Annotated in this window: 11 protein-coding genes; 4 read left to right on the forward strand and 7 right to left on the reverse strand. The window is 64.4% G+C overall.

Features of this window, described 5'->3' with window-relative positions:
* The first annotated feature begins 26 nt into the window (after positions 1–26).
* A complete protein-coding gene (locus CKW40_RS33110; protein ID WP_095203942.1) occupies positions 27–956 on the forward strand; it encodes a LysR family transcriptional regulator in 930 nt (309 codons plus the stop codon).
* A gap of 33 nt (positions 957–989) precedes the next feature.
* Here the strand turns inward: CKW40_RS33110 and CKW40_RS33115 are convergent, their stop codons facing one another.
* The 4 genes from CKW40_RS33115 to CKW40_RS33130 form a co-directional block, all read right to left on the reverse strand.
* Positions 990–2,114 carry a hypothetical protein gene (locus CKW40_RS33115; RefSeq protein ID WP_095203943.1) on the reverse strand — a complete coding sequence of 375 codons (1,125 nt, stop codon included), beginning with the start codon at positions 2,112–2,114 and terminating at the stop codon, positions 990–992.
* Positions 2,115–2,189: 75 nt separating this feature from the next.
* Positions 2,190–2,954, reverse strand: coding sequence for a slipin family protein (locus tag CKW40_RS33120; protein WP_095203944.1), 765 nt, complete (start codon positions 2,952–2,954; stop codon positions 2,190–2,192).
* Entirely contained in the window at positions 2,951–4,336 is a 1,386-nt protein-coding gene (locus CKW40_RS33125; protein WP_095203945.1) for an NfeD family protein, read from the reverse strand. Before CKW40_RS33125 ends, CKW40_RS33120 begins: the two co-directional genes overlap by 4 nt.
* Before the next feature lie 170 nt (positions 4,337–4,506).
* Complete coding sequence (locus CKW40_RS33130; RefSeq protein ID WP_244571382.1) at positions 4,507–5,655, reverse strand: helix-turn-helix transcriptional regulator; 1,149 nt, start codon at positions 5,653–5,655, stop codon at positions 4,507–4,509.
* Positions 5,656–6,103: 448 nt separating this feature from the next.
* On the opposite strand from CKW40_RS33130, the gene CKW40_RS33135 reads away from it, so the two are divergent.
* The 3 genes from CKW40_RS33135 (at position 6,104) to CKW40_RS33150 (ending at position 14,615) form a co-directional block, all read left to right on the forward strand.
* Entirely contained in the window at positions 6,104–6,850 is a 747-nt protein-coding gene (locus CKW40_RS33135; RefSeq protein WP_244571383.1) for an AraC family transcriptional regulator, read from the forward strand.
* A gap of 230 nt (positions 6,851–7,080) precedes the next feature.
* Positions 7,081–12,279 (forward strand): autotransporter outer membrane beta-barrel domain-containing protein, encoded by a 5,199-nt coding sequence (locus CKW40_RS44815; RefSeq protein ID WP_244571384.1) that lies wholly within the window; start codon positions 7,081–7,083, stop codon positions 12,277–12,279.
* Positions 12,280–12,929: 650 nt separating this feature from the next.
* On the forward strand, positions 12,930–14,615 hold the full coding sequence (locus CKW40_RS33150) for a hypothetical protein (RefSeq protein ID WP_095203946.1): 1,686 nt from the start codon (positions 12,930–12,932) through the stop codon (positions 14,613–14,615).
* Positions 14,616–14,683: 68 nt separating this feature from the next.
* Here the strand turns inward: CKW40_RS33150 and CKW40_RS33155 are convergent, their stop codons facing one another.
* The 3 genes from CKW40_RS33155 to CKW40_RS33165 form a co-directional block, all read right to left on the reverse strand.
* On the reverse strand, positions 14,684–15,565 hold the full coding sequence (locus CKW40_RS33155) for an EamA family transporter (RefSeq protein ID WP_095203947.1): 882 nt from the start codon (positions 15,563–15,565) through the stop codon (positions 14,684–14,686).
* 184 nt (positions 15,566–15,749) lie between these two features.
* Positions 15,750–16,835, reverse strand: a complete 1,086-nt coding sequence (locus CKW40_RS33160; protein WP_095203948.1) for a sensor histidine kinase — start codon at positions 16,833–16,835, stop codon at positions 15,750–15,752.
* A 151-nt stretch (positions 16,836–16,986) separates the two neighbouring features.
* On the reverse strand, positions 16,987–17,673 hold the full coding sequence (locus tag CKW40_RS33165) for an aspartyl/asparaginyl beta-hydroxylase domain-containing protein (protein WP_095203949.1): 687 nt from the start codon (positions 17,671–17,673) through the stop codon (positions 16,987–16,989).
* Positions 17,674–17,690: the final 17 nt, after the last annotated feature.

Genomic DNA, 17,690 nt, shown 5'->3' on the forward strand with positions numbered 1-17,690 from the left:
CATTTTGCATTTGAGCACTGCGAAACATGCAGCAATCACACGAACCTGCGGCCCTTGCCGAAATGGCAGCCTTCGCTGCCATCGCCGAGGCGCGCTCCTTCACCAGGGCTGCAGCGCGTGTCGGGCGCGACGCGACCATCCTGTCGCGGCGCCTGCAATCGCTGGAGGAGCGGCTGGGGGTCAGGCTGCTCCATCGCACGACACGCAGCGTATCGCTGACCGAAGCGGGTGCCGAATTCCTGGTGCGCGTGCGCGCCATCCTGGCCTCCGTCGACGAGGCCGAGGCCGCCGCGTCGGCGCATGCTGATGGGGGCCCGCGCGGCCTGCTCAGGCTGGCGCTGCCCGGCACGTTCGGGCGCATGTGGATCGGACCGCTGCTGCCGCAATTCCTTGCCGAATTTCCCGATATCCGCATCGAGGCAGAATTCTCCAACCGTTTCGCCGATCTGGTCGCCGAGAATTTCGACGTCGCCGTGCGGCTCGGCGCGCTGGAGGATTCGCGCCTGGTGGCACGCAAGGTGGCGACGCGGCGCCGGCTGCTTTGCGCCGCGCCCGCCTACCTCGCCCGAAACGGTCGGCCGCAGACACCGCAGGCGCTGCTCGACCATTCCTGCCTGGGCTTCAGCGGCTTCCAAACCTTTCCGGCCTGGGAGATGACCGACCGCGAGGGCCGGCGTGCACGCGTCGAGGTTTCCGGGCCGTTGGTCAGCGACGATGCCGAGGTGCTGGTCGAGGCCGCCGTGCAGGGCCTCGGCCTGATGATGAGCACCGACTGGCTGATCGGCCGCGAGCTCGCCGACGGACGGCTGGTGCCTGTGCTGGAGGAGTGGACGCTGGCCGACGAAGGCGCGGTCTATGTCGTCGTGCCCTCAGCCAAGGGACAAGCCGCCAAGACCCGCGCCTTCGCCGACTGGATCAGCAAGCGATTTTCGCCGGAGCCGCCGTGGCGGCAATGAAGTGCCGTCATTCGGTTTTCGCCAATCTCCCGCCTATCCTGGAAAATCCCAGTTCGACCGGTTCAGAACATCGCTGGGTGGAAGAATCTCTTCGGGCTTGAGGTCTCGGCGCTGAACCTCATCGGCGACAAATTCCTCGCGTGGTCCCCACGCTCCACCACTGCCGATTTTTAGCGGGACTTTGTCCTGCGTCAGACATTGCGAAAGGTTGATGTCAAACGTACCCGGTGCCATGTCGAACCAGTCGCACGCATCGCCGAGAACACTGTCCGTGCGACCCATGCTCTCCGGGATGACATTGCGGCCGAGGTGAATAGACAGCGAATCTCCGGGCCGACATTTCTCGCATATGGAGAGCCGCTCAAACGCGCCGCCCTTGGCGGCCCTGAAGGATAGCACCTGCCCCGTTTGGTCGTTGCGGATATTTAGGGTTCGCCGTCCATCGGGATACGATATTTCATCGTAGGTCCACGGATCGTGCCGCCGCAATGCCCTGACCGCACCTTGCCATTGCATGTGCATGGCAAAATCCGGCGGGCGCTTGACAGCGGTTGCAGCTTGGGGTGGCTGATCGTCGAAGCGCAGCCATTGGGCAACGTCCAGCAAACTGGCAGGCAGCTCGACCTCCTCGGCGGACACGGGGCGGCGTTCGAGTCTGACAATCGCCGTCGATTGAAACAGCGAGCCGTTCGCAAACACCCTGGTGGCAATCTCGATACCATCAGCGGTCAGGCAACTCAGCCATTGCAGTTGAGGGGCCTGCTTGTCTGGATCGCGCCGCACAACTTCCCGCACGTCGCATCGCTCGCCGGCATGCGTCTCGGTCTGGCCGGTTTCGGTTACTGCGCGAATTCGTTCGTGGGATGTCGACGTCTCACGGTTTATCGAAACAGAGGAATAGCTTGAATCCCTGCTGAATGAGACCGTTATTTGCTTTGCCGGATTTCCGTAGATGACAGTCCCCAATTCGTCCACACGGACCCAGCCGTCATGATGTGTGACGATCCTCGTGTGGGCTCCGGTTGAATTTCCCGAAGGTTGCACCGTCATGGTCGCGACATAGTCGGGGACGTCGGCGGAGGGCGCATAGGGGATGTCGCCTGCCCGCGCCGCGGAACCTACGAGGACGAGAGCCGCCATGATCGACAATCTCATCATGGCTTCTCCCCCGCGTGCCACGCAGCTGCCGGCCGTACGATTCCCAGCAACAGCGGCTATTTTGCGACTGGTTTCTTACTTCGCCCCACCCTGCCCCTTCATGAACTGGCTGAGCAGATCCACCGGCAGCGGGAACACCACAGTGGACGAGCGCTCGCCGGCGATGTCGTGCAGGGCCTCGAAATAGCGCAGCTGCATGGCTTGCGGTTCGGCCGCCAGCATCCGGCCCGCCTCGACCAGTTTCGCCGCCGCCTGCTGCTCGCCATCGGCATTGATCACCTTGGCGCGCCGCAGCCGCTCGGCCTCGGCCTGCTTGGCGATGGCGCGGATCATGCTTTCGTTCAGGTCGACATGCTTGATCTCGACATTCGACACCTTGATGCCCCAGGCGTCGGTGCGCTGGTCGAGGATCTCCTGGATGTCGCTGTTGAGCTTGTCGCGCTCGGCCAGCATCTCGTCGAGTTCGTGCTTGCCGAGCACCGAGCGCAGCGTGGTCTGTGCCAGCTGGTTGGTGGCGGCCATGTAATCCTCGACCTGGATGATCGCCCGCTCGGCGTCGACGATGCGGAAATAAAGCACGGCGTTGACCTTCACCGAGACGTTGTCGCGCGAAATCACGTCCTGCGGCGGCACATCCTGCACCACCACCCGCAGGTCGACCTTTACCATCTGCTGCACGAAGGGAACGAGGATGATGAGGCCGGGACCCTTGACCCCGGTGAAGCGGCCGAGCGTGAAAACCACGCCGCGCTGATATTCCCTGAGAATACGGATGGCCGCGGACAGGAACACGACCACGACCAGTGCAAGCAGCAGATAGGCCACGTAACCGATGCTCATTGTCTTGCTCCATTCTCTCCCGGATCGCGCCGCCGCACGGTGAGCACGAGATCGCTGATGTCGGTGACCTCGACGCTGTCGCCGGCCGCGATCGGTTCGTCGGCCTTTGCCCGCCAGCGCTCGCCCAGGGCCAGCACATGGCCCTCGCCGCCCTGCCAGTCGAGGATTTCGGCCGGCAGCCCGCGCATCGCCTCGCCGCCGACGCGCGGCGGGTTCTTGCGTGCCGCCCAGACATAGGTGCCGGTCAGCAGCGCCAGCCCAAGCGTCAGCGCGGCGGCGGGACCGATGACGGCCCAGGACATGGCAAAGCCCGGCCCCTCTGCCCGCAGCAGCATGGCGGCGCCGAACAGAAAGGCAGCCACGCCGCTTAGACCAAGCACTACGGTGGGGTTGAAGGCCTCGATGACGAGGAAGGCGATGCCGAGCAGCATCAGCGCAAGGCCGGTATAGTTGATCGGCAAGAGGTTGAGCGCATAGAGGCCGAGGACGAGGCAGATGGTGCCGATGACGCCGGGCGCGACCGCGCCGGGACTGGTGAACTCGAAGACGATGCCATAGACGCCGACCAGCATCAGGATGACCGCGATGTTCGGATCGGTGATGACGGCAAGCAGCCGGATGAACCAGCCGGGCTCCAGCGTCTCGACCGGCAGCCCCTTGGTCGCCAGCACCACTTTCTTGCCGGCCACATCGACGGTGCGCCCATCGGCCAGTTGCAACAGCTCGGTGGTGTCGTGGGCGACGAAGTCGATGACATGCTCCTGCAGTGCCGCATTGGCCGACAGGCTCGCCGCCTCGCGCACCGCCTTCTCGCCCCAGTCGCCATTGCGCCCGCGCAGTTCGGCGAGCGAGCGGATCAGGGCGACCGCGTCATTGGTCACCTTGGCCATCATCGCGTCGCCCGCCGGCCGACCGTCCTGGCTCTTCTGGTCGCCCTGGTCTTTCTGATCGCCCTTGTCGCCGCCCGGAAGCGACGGCAGCCCGCCGATCTCGACCGGTGTCGCAGCACCCAGATTGGTGCCGGGCGCCATTGCCGCGACATGGGTGGCGTAGAGGATGTAGGTGCCGGCACTCGCCGCATGGCCGCCGGCCGGCGCGACATAGCCGATGACAGGCACCGGCGAAGCCAGGATGTCGGCGATCATCTCGCGCATCGAGGTGACCAGCCCGCCGGGCGTATCGAGTTGCAGGATGAGGACTTCGGCGTCCCGCTTGGCGGCGACATCAAGCGCTTCCTCGAGCTGCCTGGTGCTTGCCGGCCCGATGGCGCCGTCAATGGCGACGCTCAGCGCAACCCTCTCGCTCCCAGCCGAGGAGAAGGGAGAAAATGCAGCCACGGCGACAAAGGCCGCGGCGAGAAGGGCCACCCGCGCGAAGGTCACGCTCAAAGCTCCATGGACTCAATATGGGTGGTGTCTTGGCGAAGTCCAATGGGGCGAAGTCCAATGGGGGCGAAGTCCAATGGGGGAGCTGACGTTTGGTGATTGGCGACCACGGCCGAGCGCGCATCTCCCCTCGTCGGGGGAGATTGGCAGCTTCAGCCGGCTCACCACTATGATCCGGGAGCCGCCAGCGGCGTGCGTATGTCCGAAACGAGTTTAACCAGATCGGCTTGGCGTCTCGTGCCGGTTTTGGCGAAGATACGGTTGAGGTGGGTCTTCAAGGTGTTTTCGCCGATGCCGAGCGACACCGCGCTTTGCGACCCGGACAATCCGCTGCCGATGCGCAGCAGGACCCGCGCCTCCGTGGGCGTAAGGTCGAACAGCGTGGTCAGAACGGCCTCCGGCAGTGGCGAGGAGGATGTCGTGGTCGACACGAAGACGGCGGCACAGGCGGGCCGGAAAGCCGCGCGCGCGGTGCCTTCGGTCAACGGCAGCACATAGGCGACCGCGGGCGGCTGGCCCGGAGCCGAAATCGGCAGGCCTATGCCGCGGGCGCCAAGCGAGGCATCCGCATGCCCGGCACTGGCGATCGCTTCCAGCAAGGCGCGGGCCACCGCTGGATTCTGCGGCTGGAGCCGGCCCTTCCTGGAAAGAATGGGACCTTGCTCGGAAAACATCCGATCGGCAGCCGCATTCGCATGGAGGATTGCTCCGTCGGCGCCAGTAAGAACAACAGGCACAGCGAAATGGTCGAGCGTCTGGCGATAGAGATTGGCGGTAATGCGGGTTTGATCGAACAGATCTCCGATCAGGGAAGCACGGCGCAGATGCGGCGAGAGCAAGGCCAGGAAACGCTGTTCTTCAACTGATATTGCCCCCCTGCTGGCCCGCGTGGTGCAGCCCAGGAGCCCGATTCGGTCCGGCGTATGAACGAATTTGACGATACAGCCTTCGCGCAATCCCTGCGGTCCGGCCCAATTCCGAAAAAACGACGTCAGCTGGAGCTCGGCTTCACTCATTAGCGAAAGCGTCGTAACGGGCGTGTCGATGTCGCCGACGACCGCCGCCTTCAGTCCAGGAATTCCATCAAAGTCATAGTCTTCCTGGAGAACCCGCATTTGCGCAGGATCCCAAGGCGACTGGGCCATGAAACGACCATGATTATCGGCAGTTCTGGCAAGAGCAATTGTGGAATATGCCGCATCGACAGCTTCTGTGATACGGGTCATTACTCCTGACCAGCCCTCCGGATTCAAAACACAATCATATATATCAGCGATAATCGAAGAAAGTACTTCGATCCCCAGCCCTTCCACCACCACCCCTCTCCCTAACATGCCCCGATCTCGCTGCTCAAGATTTCGCGGCGTCATACTTTCGGGTGACGCCACGCGTGATTGAGCTCGACTAAGGGGTTAAGCTGATAAGCTGAACACCAGGTGACTAATGTTGCTGGTTGTTCCGGGAATGGGAAGCATCGCGTTCGATTTTTTTGAAGCCGTGGGGGCTTTACCGGGGTCTTCGATTGTCGCGAGAGACGGGGTTTTCGTCGACTGATTTGCCGTCGCATCTCAGCGAACGCGATCGATTTCCCCTCTGGCAAGATATCCATGTCGCGGAGATGGCCGGTCGAATACGGCATATCGGAAGACCTGCCTTTCGAAGCTGCGATCGAAGCCACGGCTGTCGGATCACTGGTTCTTCAGCAGATGTCCGGGACGATCAGGCACGCGACGAGGAAGGCGAGCAACATCGCCCGTGACAGCAATGGATAACAACGATGATGGATATCTCCTGCTGATCAACAACACCGACACCGTGTTGAGTGGGGCACAAGCCGGCCGCGAATATGGTGTCGGCCCAGGAGAAGCGGTCCTGGTCACAGCATCGGAAGCGCTGAAATCGGAAGCGCTGAGAATGGCCGGCGCCGACTGGAATGTGTGGACGACCGTGGTGGTCCCACGTGCTGCCCTCATACAGACCTTCCCGCAGATCGATGACAGGCTGGCGTTGAAGATCGGCGCCGACAATGAAGCTCTCGATCTTCTCAAACGGTATTGCCAGTTGCTTGAAACCGGCCGCCCCCTTGTCTCACCCGATCTCATATCGCACGCAACAGAAACGATCGTCGATCTGATCGGGCTGGTGACAGGCGCGAAGGGCGAGGCTGCCGAACTGGCCGGCCCGCGGGGCCTGCGGGCAGCCAGGCTGCAGGCAGTCCTGGCCAAGATCGCGGACAATTTCGCCAGTCCCGGCATCTCCGCGCAAGGCGTCGCAAAGGAACTCGGCCTGTCGGCGCGCTATGTCCAGGATTTGCTTCAGGAGACAGGCATCAGCTTCTCCGAGCGCGTTCTCGAACTGCGCTTGCAGAGCGCCCATAGGATGCTGTCGCAGAGGAATAGTGTCGAGATGCGGGTCGGCGAAATCGCCATGACAAGCGGATTCAGCGATGTGTCTTACTTCAATCGCTGCTTCCGTCGTCGCTTCGGCTATACGCCAACGGGCGCCAGATAAACCTGGGCACGTCCGACAACGGCCAGGCGACGCGATTTCCGGTTTCCTCTCCGTCAGAAGCCGATGCCCAAAGCGCCTGGGGCGATCGATGATGCAATTTCACCACAAGTGCGCAGAAATGCGCTCGGCACCTCTTTCCAGTCCAATTCCAGTGCGGTCCTGCCCAAGACAACGCCTGGCCGTAATGACATGTCGGCTGTGGGCAAACGACTGTCGCGTCGGGGGATTGAATGCAGCAGAATATGTTCGGAAGCCGCAAGGCGTCGCTGACTTTCGTCGCGCCGACGAGTTACCTCAACCTACGCGACAACCTGCGCTCGCAGGCGAGTCGGCTTGCGCTGCGATCCGCAATCGGCATCGCCACGGCTGCGGGCGTGAGCCTGCTGGCACCCGCCCAGGCCTGGGCGGATTGTCTCGTCGGCGCGACCACTGTCCAATGCGACACGACCTCCACCACCGACACGACATTTCCCGCCAACGCACCCAGTGACCGCGCCTATCAGGGCTTGTTGCCCGTGTCGGTCGACGTGACCGTCGATGCGGGAACGACGATAAGCGGGAATGGCCTTGCGGTCACCAACACCGGCACCGGCGGCGTCACCGTCACCAACAATGGCACGATCAGCGTCGATACCGGCAACACGCCGACCGCGGGCGGCACAGCGGCGCTGTCGATCTCGGCGGCCGGCGGCGCGGTCACCTACACGGGTGGAAACATCATCAACCATGGCGCCGGCAACGCGTTCGATGTGTCGCAAACGGCCGGCGCCGGTTCGGTGAGCATCAACGTCTCCGGCAATATCTTTTCGGCGACAGGCGAAGGCATCGTCATCCGCGACGTCGCGACCAGCACCGGCATTTCGGTGACCACCAACGATGTCACCGCGCTGACGGCGGGCAAGGACGCGATCGACGCCCAGAGCCAGTCGTTGACAGGCAATGTCGTCGAGGTTGCCAACGGCAACCTCCAGGCGGGCAATGCCGGCATGGTGGCCGCGATCCTCAACGCCGCGGCGACCGGCAACATCGACGTGACCGCCAACGGATCGCTCGACGCCCGCTTCGGCATCGATGCCGAGAACTTCGGCTCGGGCTCGACCAGTGTGACCACGGTCGGCCCGGTCAATGTGACCACCGGCAACGGCATCTTCGCGCTGTCGACCGGCGGCAATGTCATCGTGAACGCGGGCGATGTCACCTCGACCGGCAACACCGCGATCATCGCCCAGCAGACCAAGGTCGCTGGTACCGGCTTGATCGGCGTGACCGCGGGCAACGTCTCGGGCACGACGGGCATCGATGCGCACAACTTCGGTACGGGCGACATCGGCATCGTCGCCAATGGCACGGTGACCGGCACTGCCGCCGAGGGCATCAAGGCTGTCGGCAACGCCGGCGTGTTCGTGTCTGTGAACCAGACGGTGACTGGCGCGACGCTTGGCCTGAGTTTGGTTGGCGGGACCGGCGGCACGGGGAACATCTCGGTGATCGGCAGCGGCGGGTTCGTCGGCGGCACCGGCGACGCGGCAAACATCAAGAACAACGGCTCGGGCAGTGTCACGGTCGACATCTCGGGCGCGAGCAGCTCGACCGGCGGCGAAGGCATCTTCGTGCGCGACACCTCGGCCGGCGGCAATATCAGCGTCATCACGGGCGCGGTGACCGCGCTGACGGCGGGCAAGGACGCCATCGACGTCCAGTCGCAGTCGCTGACCGGCAATATCACGGAGGTTGCCAACGGCAACCTCCAGGCCGGCAATGCCGGCATGGTGGCCGCGATCCTCAACGCCGCGGCGACCGGCAACATCGACGTGACCGCCAACGGATCGCTCGACGCCCGCTTCGGCATCGATGCCGAGAACTTCGGCTCGGGCTCGACCAGTGTGACCACGGTCGGCCCGGTCAATGTGACCACCGGCAACGGCATCTTCGCGCTGTCGACCGGCGGCAATGTCATCGTGAACGCGGGCGATGTCACCTCGACCGGCAACACCGCGATCATCGCCCAGCAGACCAAGGTCGCTGGTACCGGCTTGATCGGCGTGACCGCGGGCAACGTCTCGGGCACGACGGGCATCGATGCGCACAACTTCGGTACGGGCGACATCGGCATCGTCGCCAATGGCACGGTGACCGGCACTGCCGCCGAGGGCATCAAGGCTGTCGGCAACGCCGGCGTGTTCGTGTCTGTGAACCAGACGGTGACTGGCGCGACGCTTGGCCTGAGTTTGGTTGGCGGGACCGGCGGCACGGGGAACATCTCGGTGATCGGCAGCGGCGGGTTCGTCGGCGGCACCGGCGACGCGGCAAACATCAAGAACAACGGCTCGGGCACGGTCACGGTCGACATCTCGGGCGCCAGCAGCTCGACCGGCGGCGAAGGCATCTTCGTGCGCGACGTGGCGACCAGCACCGGCATCAGCGTGACCACAGGCGCGGTCACCGCGCTGACGGCGGGCAAGGACGCGATCGACGTCCAGAGCCAGTCGTTGACAGGCAATGTCATCGAGGTCGCCAACGGCAATCTCCAGGCGGGCAACGCCGGCATGGTGGCCGCGATCCTCAACGCTGCGGCGACCGGCTATATCTCTGTGACCGCCAACGGGTCGCTCGACGCCCGGTTCGGCATCGATGCCGAGAACTTCGGCTCGGGCTCGACCAGTGTCATCACGGTTGGTCCCGTTACCGCGACCACCGGCAACGGCATCTTTGCGCTGACGACCGGCGGCACCGCCGTCGTGATCGCGGGGGATGTCACCTCGACCGGCAACACCGCGATCATCGCCCAGCAGACCAAGGTCGCTGGCACGGGCCTGGTCGACGTGACCGCAGGCAACGTCTCGGGCACGACAGGTATCGATGCGCACAACTTCGGCACGGGCGCGACCAGCGTCACCGCCAATGGCACGGTGACCGGCACGCTCGCCGAGGGCATCAAGGCGACCGGCAACGGCGCGGTGAGCGTATCGGTCGCCGACACGGTGACCGGCGCGACGCGCGGCCTCAGTCTGGTTGGCGGCACCGGCGGCACGGGGAACATCTCGGTGACCGGCACCGGCGGGTTCGTCGGCGGCAGCGGCGACGCGGCAAACATCCTCAATGGCGGCTCGGGCACGGTCACGGTCGACATCTCGGGCGCCAGCAGCTCGACCGGCGGCGAAGGCATCTTCGTGCGCGACACTTCGGCCGGCGGCAAGATCAGCGTCACCACCGGCGCGGTCACCGCGCTGACGGCTGGCAAGGATGGCATCGACGTCCAGAGCCACTCGGTGATCGGCAATATCACCGAGGTCGCCAATGGCGACATCAAGGCCGGCAATGCCGGCATGGTGGCCGCCTTCCTCAACGCTGCGGCCGTCGGCAACATCGACGTGACCGCCAACGGATCGATCGATGCGCGGTTCGGCATCGACGCCGAGAACTTCGGCTCGGGCTCGACCAAGGTGACCACGGTCGGCCCGGTGACCACGACCAACGGCAACGGCATCTTCGCGCGGTCGAGCGGCGGCGACGTGACGGTCAACGCCGGCGATGTCACCTCCACCGGCAACACCGCCATCGTCGCACGACAGACCGGCGTTGGCGCGATCGCCATCACCACCAGCGGCACCGTCGAAGGCTCCCTCGCGGCGATCGACGCACAATCAAACGCCGGCCACGCGATCGGCATCACTCTTTCCGGCGCGACGCACAACAGCGCTCAGACGGCCACGGCGCTGGTCATCAACACCGCCGGCGGCGCCACCACGCTCACCAATGACGGCGCGCTGCTTGGCCGGGTGACGCTTGGCGACTTCGTCGACAAGGTGACCAACAACGCCACCTGGACGACCGGCGGCACCAGCCAGTTCGGCGCCGGCTTCGACAGCTTGATCAACGCGGCCTCGGCAACGCTCGTCACCGCCAGCATTGGCGCATCACTCGAGACCACGACCTTCAGCGGCCTCGAATCCCTGTCGAATTCCGGACTTTTGACCATGCAGGACGGCGGCGCCGGCGACCGCACCCTGGTTTCGGGCAATGTGACGCTGGCGGCCGGCTCGACCTACGCCATCGACATCGGCGGGGCTCAGTCGGATCTGCTTCATGCCTCCGGCACCGCCGACATCACCGGCTCGACGCTGGCGGTCAATATACAGGGCGGCCTGCAGTTCGGTTCCCACTATACGGTGCTGACCGCCGATCTCGGACTGGCCGGCCACTTCGCCGACGTGACAGGAATCACCAACACCGCGTTCCTGTCGGTGATCGATACCTATGACTTCAACAACGCCTATCTCGACGTGTTGAAGACGCAAACCTTCGCCGATGCCGGGCTGACGCCCAACCAGATCGCGACCGGCCAAGGGCTCGACAGCATTCCGGCATCCGGATCACTGTTCAATGCCGTCGCCGGCCTGGCCACCGACGCCGAGGCACGCGCCGCCTTCGACCAACTGTCGGGTGAGATCCATGCCTCGGCCAAGGGAATGCTGGTGGAGGACTCGAGCTTCATCCGCGACGCCGCCAGCAACCGCATCGCTGCAGCCTTCGGCGATGCTGGTGCCGCCGCATTGCCGGTCATGGCCTATGGCGAAGGCGGGCCGGAAATGGTCGCCGCCGACACCGACCGCTTCGCCGTCTGGGGCCAGGCCTTCGGCTCCTGGGGCAACACGGATTCCGACGGCAACGCCGCCGCCTTCGACCGCTCGACAGGCGGCCTGCTGGCCGGCGCCGACACGCTGGTCGGCGGCTGGCGCGTCGGCCTGCTCGGCGGGTACAGCCATTCCTCCTTCAACGCCGACGATCGTAATTCCTCCGGCAAGAGCGACAACTACCATCTCGGCCTCTATGGCGGCACCAACTGGGGCGCCATCGCCTTCCGCACCGGTGCGGCCTATAGCTGGAGCAGCCTCTCGACACATCGCTCCGTTGCCTTCAACGGCTTCGCGGATGCGCTGTCGGCCGACTACGATGCCGGCACCGCGCAGGTCTTTGGCGAACTCGCCTACAAGGCCGGAGCGGGCCGCTTCAAGTTCGAGCCTTTCGCCAATCTCGCTTATGTCAGCGTGCACACGGACGGCTTCACCGAAACAGGTGGCGCTGCCGCACTGACCAGTGCCGGTTCGACCACCGACGCGACCTTCACCACGCTCGGGTTGCGGGGCTCGACCGACTTCGCGCTGGGCGGCATCGACGCCACCGCGCGCGGCACGCTCGGCTGGCGCCATGCCTTTGGCGATGTCACGCCGACCTCCAGTTTCGCCTTCGCTGGCGGCAACGCCTTCACCATCGCCGGCGTGCCGATCGCCAAGGACAGCGCGATCATCGAGGCTGGTATCGACATGAAAATGTCGCCCAATGCGACGCTCGGCCTGTCCTATACCGGGCAATTCGGCGGCGGCACGGTCGATAACGGCGCCAGGGCAAACCTCAGCGTCAAGTTCTGACGACAGCAGGCCACCGGGTCACCGCCAGATTGACGTCGCCGTGCGGCCGATGCGTCCGTCCCTACTCCGGCGACGGCACCGGCGGCTTCGAGGTCAGCGCGGCGCCGGCGGCCGCGACAATGACGGCGGCGATGCCCGCCAGTTGCGGCGAGGTCAGGCCCCCGTGCAGGAACAGGAAGCCGGCCAGCGCGCCAACCTCGGCTCCAGGCAGGTCAGCGTGCCATAGATGCGGGCCGGCATGCCGGTCAGCGCCACCATCTCCAGGAAGAACGGCAGCGCGCTTGATAACAGGCTGACATGCCGACCCGGTCCGTCGGCTGCTTCCCGGCTGCTCCGTGAACTGGGCCTATAAGCGCGCTGTCCAGACTTCTACCCGCCAGAACGGGTCCCACACAAACAGCCGGACAACCGAAGGGCGATATTCTCAAAAAAGGCAGGGCGGACTCGCACAAGATACTTCCGTCAATGTGTAATCGTCGGAGAACAGTTCTCTGCTGCAAATAAATAGCCTCGACACACAACTTCTGTTGATTTCCCGGAAAAAATTTCTCGCGTATAGTGCCAATCCGAGGGCCATGGAAGCCGTAGAGAGCACCCATGCCTGAAACAGGGGATTTTCAAACATCGAGTTGTAACTGGGGGGACGGGACATGCTTGAAGGATTGACGGGGTTCAGGGACAAATTGACGTCGCGGTTTGCGGCCAAATGTTTCGCGATCGCTGGTAGCTTGCTGCTGATTTTATGCCTGGGACGGACCGCATGGCTGGAGCATATTGCCGCGGCCGACCCAGTCACTTGCAATGGCCTGGTTACGCCTGACGGCAAGGTTGTGCCTGAGACACCGCCGGACGACAAGGTTCCGCCTGAGACACCGCCAGACGGCAAGGTTACGCCTGGGACGCCGACAGACGAACAGAAGGCGGCGATGGCCAATGGTGCCTTGCAGTTGCTGGCGGTCCGGCCGACGTCGACGGTCATAAATCACCACATCTGCATCGTTGTCGGCGGTGTCGTGCCACAAGTCGCCGAGGCGCGTCTGGCGGACGACATCATCCAGAAGCGCAAAACGCGTGATGAAGCGCAAGCCGGTTACGAAGCCGCAAGCGGATCGGCGCGCGATGGGGCGTGGAACACGCTACAAGCAACCGACACGGCTCTGCAGAAGGCGCTCACTGCTGCCGCCACCAAGCCGCAACCGATCACGTTGTCGGTGTTCCTGAACGGCAAGACCTCTTCCGACCTGACGGTTCCGGCCGAAGCCAAGTCAGGCCCGCAGGCCCTTCTGTTTGGACTGGAGGTCCCCAACGATGCAGAAAAAAGCGGTGCGACCTTCTGGCGCGAACTGCTGAGTGCCCCGACGCCGGACAAGGACTGGACCAAAATTGGTCAGAAGGCCCTCGCCATTGGTCTGTCGCGAGGCACAACCACCTTGCCGGATACGACGACCGAGACGGTCACGGTCATGGTCTACGATCTCCTGACGCTGGCGATCGGCACCCTTTCGCTTCTGTGCTTTACCGCCAGCTTCTGCGGACTGGCCAGGCAGACGACGATGCTGCGCGACAACAAGCGCACCCAGAACGACGTGCAGATCGCGACCGACGCGTTGACGGCGGCGCAGACGGCGGATCAGGACGCAAAAGCAAAGCTGAAGGACGCCGTCGATGCCGCCGCGGCGGCAAAGACCGGTGTTGCCAACGCAAACGACGCGGCCGCCAAAGCCGCCGACGATGCCGCCAAAGCCGCCGCTGCCGACGCCGTGGCAAAGGCTGCCGCCGAATCCGAAAGCGCGCAGACAGCCGTGGTCACCGCAACGGCTGCCGCCAACAATGCGGCCAGCACGTTGAAGGCGGCTCAAGCCAAGGCCGATGAGGCGGCCAAGACTGGCAATATCGAACGGCCGATAGGCCCCTACAGCCTCGCCCGCACGCAAATGGCCTTCTGGATGTTCCTGACAGTGGCCGGGTTCGTGTTCATCTGGCTGACCATGGGCATCTATCTCGGGCTGATCACCAGCGGCATTCTTGTGCTCTTGGGAATCAATGCGACATCCGGAATGGCGGCCATCGGCCTCAACGATGGGAACGACGACACAAGCACCTCGAACTCGTTCTTTCTGGATATTCTAAGCGATGGCAAAGGACCCGTGCTGCATCGTATCCAGGCGGTGGCGTGGACTTGCATCCTGGGAATCCTGTTCATTTGGAACGTCGTCTGGAGCTTCACCTTCGTCAACTTCGACACCAATCTGCTGCTGCTGGTCGGTGTGGCGCAGAGCATGTACGTCGGTTTCAAATGGCAGGAAGCGCCGGCCGCGCCGCCCGATCAGAATTGATCTGTCGAAAGCATTACGGCCGGGGACTTCCCCCGGCCGGGCGGTTCGGCACGAGCATCGCCGCCCCCCTACTCCGGCGACGGCACCGGCGGCTTCGAGGTCAGCGCGGTGCCGGCGGCAGCGACAACGACCGCGGCGATGCCGGCCAGCTGCGGCGGGGTCAGGCTCTCATGCAGGAACAGGAAGCCGGCCAGCGCGCCGAGCCCCGGCTCCAGGCAGGTCAGCGTGCCGTAGATGCGGGCCGGCATGCGGGTCAGCGCCACCATCTCCAGGAAGAACGGCAGCGCGCTCGAAAACAGGCCGACGAGCAGCGCGCTGACCAGGATCGACGGTGCAAGCAGCCCCGTTCCCGCCTGCGCCACGCCGAAGGGCAGCACCAGCACGGCGGCGATCGCCATACCGTAGGCGGTGGTGCGGGTGCCGAGCTCGGCACCCGCCTTCTGCGCCAGCACGATGTAGAGCGCCCAGAACCCGCCGGCCGCCAGCGCCAGCATCACCCCGATCGGATCGAGCGGCTGCAGCGAATGAATGAAGGGCGACAACAGGATGATGCCGGCCACTGCCAGCGCGATCCAGGCAAAATCGCTGGCCCGCCGCGAGGTCAGCGTCGCCACCAGCAGCGGCCCGGAAAATTCGAGCGCCACCGCGACACCGAGCGGGATCCTGGCAAGGGCTGCATAGAACAGCAGGTTGAGCGCGCCGAGCGTCACGCCATAGGCGACCAGCCACGGCAAGGTGGCGCGCGTCGGCCGCATCTGCCAGGGCCGCAGCACCGCGATCAGCATCAGCGCGCCGATGACCAGCCGCAACGTCGTTGTGCCCTGCGCGCCGATCTGTGGGAACAGCGTCTTGGCGAAGGTGGCGCCGATCTGGATCGACACCATGGCCCCCATCAGCGCCGCCACGGGCAAGGGCGCCGCTTCGCGATTGGCAACCGGTATCGATGTCACTTTGGTTTCATCCTTCCCTGCCGGGCATCCGCGCGACCCGGCGGCATGGCTGGCAGCTATGGCCTGCCCGGGCGGGCCTGTCGTGAGGCACGGGACGACAGTCGGCTGGGGCAAGCGCTGGCATCGGGTCCGGAAGTCGGGGAACACCCTTCCGGCCATTCACGGCATGGTTGGGGCTGCCTGCCTAAGCGGCGGCGGCAACAGAGCGCTTGAAGACGATGGTGACCCGCGTGCCCTTGCCGGCGCTCGAATTCACGTCGAATTCCGCCTTGGCGTTCTCGGTCAGCGAACGCGCGATCAGCGCGCCGAGCTTGCCGGGCTTGGGCCAGGTCTCGCCTTCGGGCAGGCCGATGCCGTCGTCGGCGATCACAATACGGCAGCCATCGCCGTTGACGATGCTGTGCAGTGTGATCGTGCCGCCGTCGCGCCCTTTGAAGGCATGCTTGAGCGCATTGGTCAAAAGCTCGTTCACCACCAGCCCGGTTGGCATGGCGACGTTGACCGACACCGGATAGGTATCGACCTTCATGTCGAGGCGAATTCCCTCGACCGCATGCGAGTTCATCACCGCCGATGCGATCTGGCTGAGATAGACGCCGAGATCGACCTCGTCCTTGTGATCGTCGCCCGACAGCGTCTGGTAAAGGATCGCCAGCGCGTCGACGCGGCCGGCCAGCCTCTCGAACCGCTTCTGGTCCGGCTCCATCGCATTGCGCGTCTCCAGCCGGATCAGCGCCGTGATCATCTGCAGATTGTTTTTCACCCGGTGCTGCAATTCGCGCAGCAGCGTGTCCTTCTCGCGCACGAGTTCCTCGACCGAAGCTGCATCCTCGGTCTCGCCGTGGGCCGAGACGTCGACCAGCGCAACCAGCCGGAAGCAGACCTTGCCATTGTCGTCCTCGATGACGTTGGAATAGGCGTCGACGATCGCCGGCGTGTCCTCGGCCCGCTCCAGCCGGAACGTACCGACAAAATCGGTCTCCTCGACCAACGCTTCGAACAGTGCGCGGTCCTTCTGCTGGTGCAGGCCGGTGCCGGAAAGTGCCGCCCAGTGCTTCTGGGCGAGCCTGGCCGCCTTCAGCCCTGACAGCTTCTCGAATTCCGGGTTGGCATAGACGACGCGCTCCTTCGCGCCGAGGTCCGAGACGGCAATGGCGATCGGCACCTGGTCGAGGAACTTCTTGAACTGTTCGCTTTCCAGCGCGCTGGCAAGGTCCGGCGTATCGAGCAACTGCTCGACCGCTTCGGCCTTCTGTGTGTCGGATGTCATCTGCGGCGCCTGTGCTGTGCGTGAGCGCCATCAGTATCAGCGATAGGGTGCGCCTGCCATCACAATGCAGGAGGAGGCTGGCACCTGCCTCCGGGTCAGGGCGCCAAATCGGTTTCGCTCGCCTTAGGTCGCTAAGTCGCCCGCCCCCGGTTCAGGCGCTGAACGACACGCCCCTGCGGCGCATTCCGGCCTGCACGCCGCGCACGATCAGCCTGGACAGCATTTCCATGTCCCAGGGCATGCCCGGGCGCCAGACATCCAGCAGCAGGGCTATGCGGCCTTCATCGGCATTGTTCATCACCTCGTGCGGGTAGGTGTCGTCCCACAGCATGCCTTCGCCGTCGGTGATCCGCTTCTCCTGATGGTTGATCATCATGATGGTTGCCGGGCGGCCATCGGCCTGGCGCGGGATGACCAGGCCAAGATGAAACCGCATGATGCCGCGGAAAGGCCCGCGATGGGCGGGTATGTGCTTGCGCGGAGCGAGGAACGAGATAGCCGCCGATTTGACTTCCGGGCATTCGGCAAGCAGCCGGCTGAGAACCGGCATGCGCGCCAGGTTCTCCGGAACAGTCATGTCATAGGCCTTGAGCACGAACATGCGCCAGTCGAGACCGTCATTGGCCGAGATATCGGCCTGCTCGGGCATGATGTCGTGGAAGCGCGGGACCTTGCCCAGATGCACGCCAAGCGCTTCGTCGCGGATGTCGCGCCAGGCATTGGTGAATTTCGCCGCGTTCGGAAATTCGGTGGCGGTATCGAGGATCGCCGGCGCGTCTATGCGCTTTTCATAGACACGCCGGATCACATCGGATGCAAGATCGTAGGTACGGGACATCGCATTGCCTCCACGAC

It is taken from the genome of Mesorhizobium carmichaelinearum, assembly GCF_900199455.1.
Taxonomy (GTDB): domain Bacteria; phylum Pseudomonadota; class Alphaproteobacteria; order Rhizobiales; family Rhizobiaceae; genus Mesorhizobium; species Mesorhizobium carmichaelinearum.

Excerpts from the sequence above, each read along its gene's own strand:
- CKW40_RS33110 (WP_095203942.1), top strand. The coding sequence starts at position 27 with ATGCAGCAATCACACGAACCTGCGGCCCTTGCCGAAATGGCAGCCTTC.
- CKW40_RS33115 (WP_095203943.1), bottom strand. The coding sequence starts at position 2,114 with ATGATGAGATTGTCGATCATGGCGGCTCTCGTCCTCGTAGGTTCCGCG.
- CKW40_RS33120 (WP_095203944.1), bottom strand. The coding sequence starts at position 2,954 with ATGAGCATCGGTTACGTGGCCTATCTGCTGCTTGCACTGGTCGTGGTC.
- CKW40_RS33135 (WP_244571383.1), top strand. The coding sequence starts at position 6,104 with ATGGATAACAACGATGATGGATATCTCCTGCTGATCAACAACACCGAC.
- CKW40_RS44815 (WP_244571384.1), top strand. The coding sequence starts at position 7,081 with ATGCAGCAGAATATGTTCGGAAGCCGCAAGGCGTCGCTGACTTTCGTC.
- CKW40_RS33150 (WP_095203946.1), top strand. The coding sequence starts at position 12,930 with ATGCTTGAAGGATTGACGGGGTTCAGGGACAAATTGACGTCGCGGTTT.
- CKW40_RS33160 (WP_095203948.1), bottom strand. The coding sequence starts at position 16,835 with ATGACATCCGACACACAGAAGGCCGAAGCGGTCGAGCAGTTGCTCGAT.
- CKW40_RS33165 (WP_095203949.1), bottom strand. The coding sequence starts at position 17,673 with ATGTCCCGTACCTACGATCTTGCATCCGATGTGATCCGGCGTGTCTAT.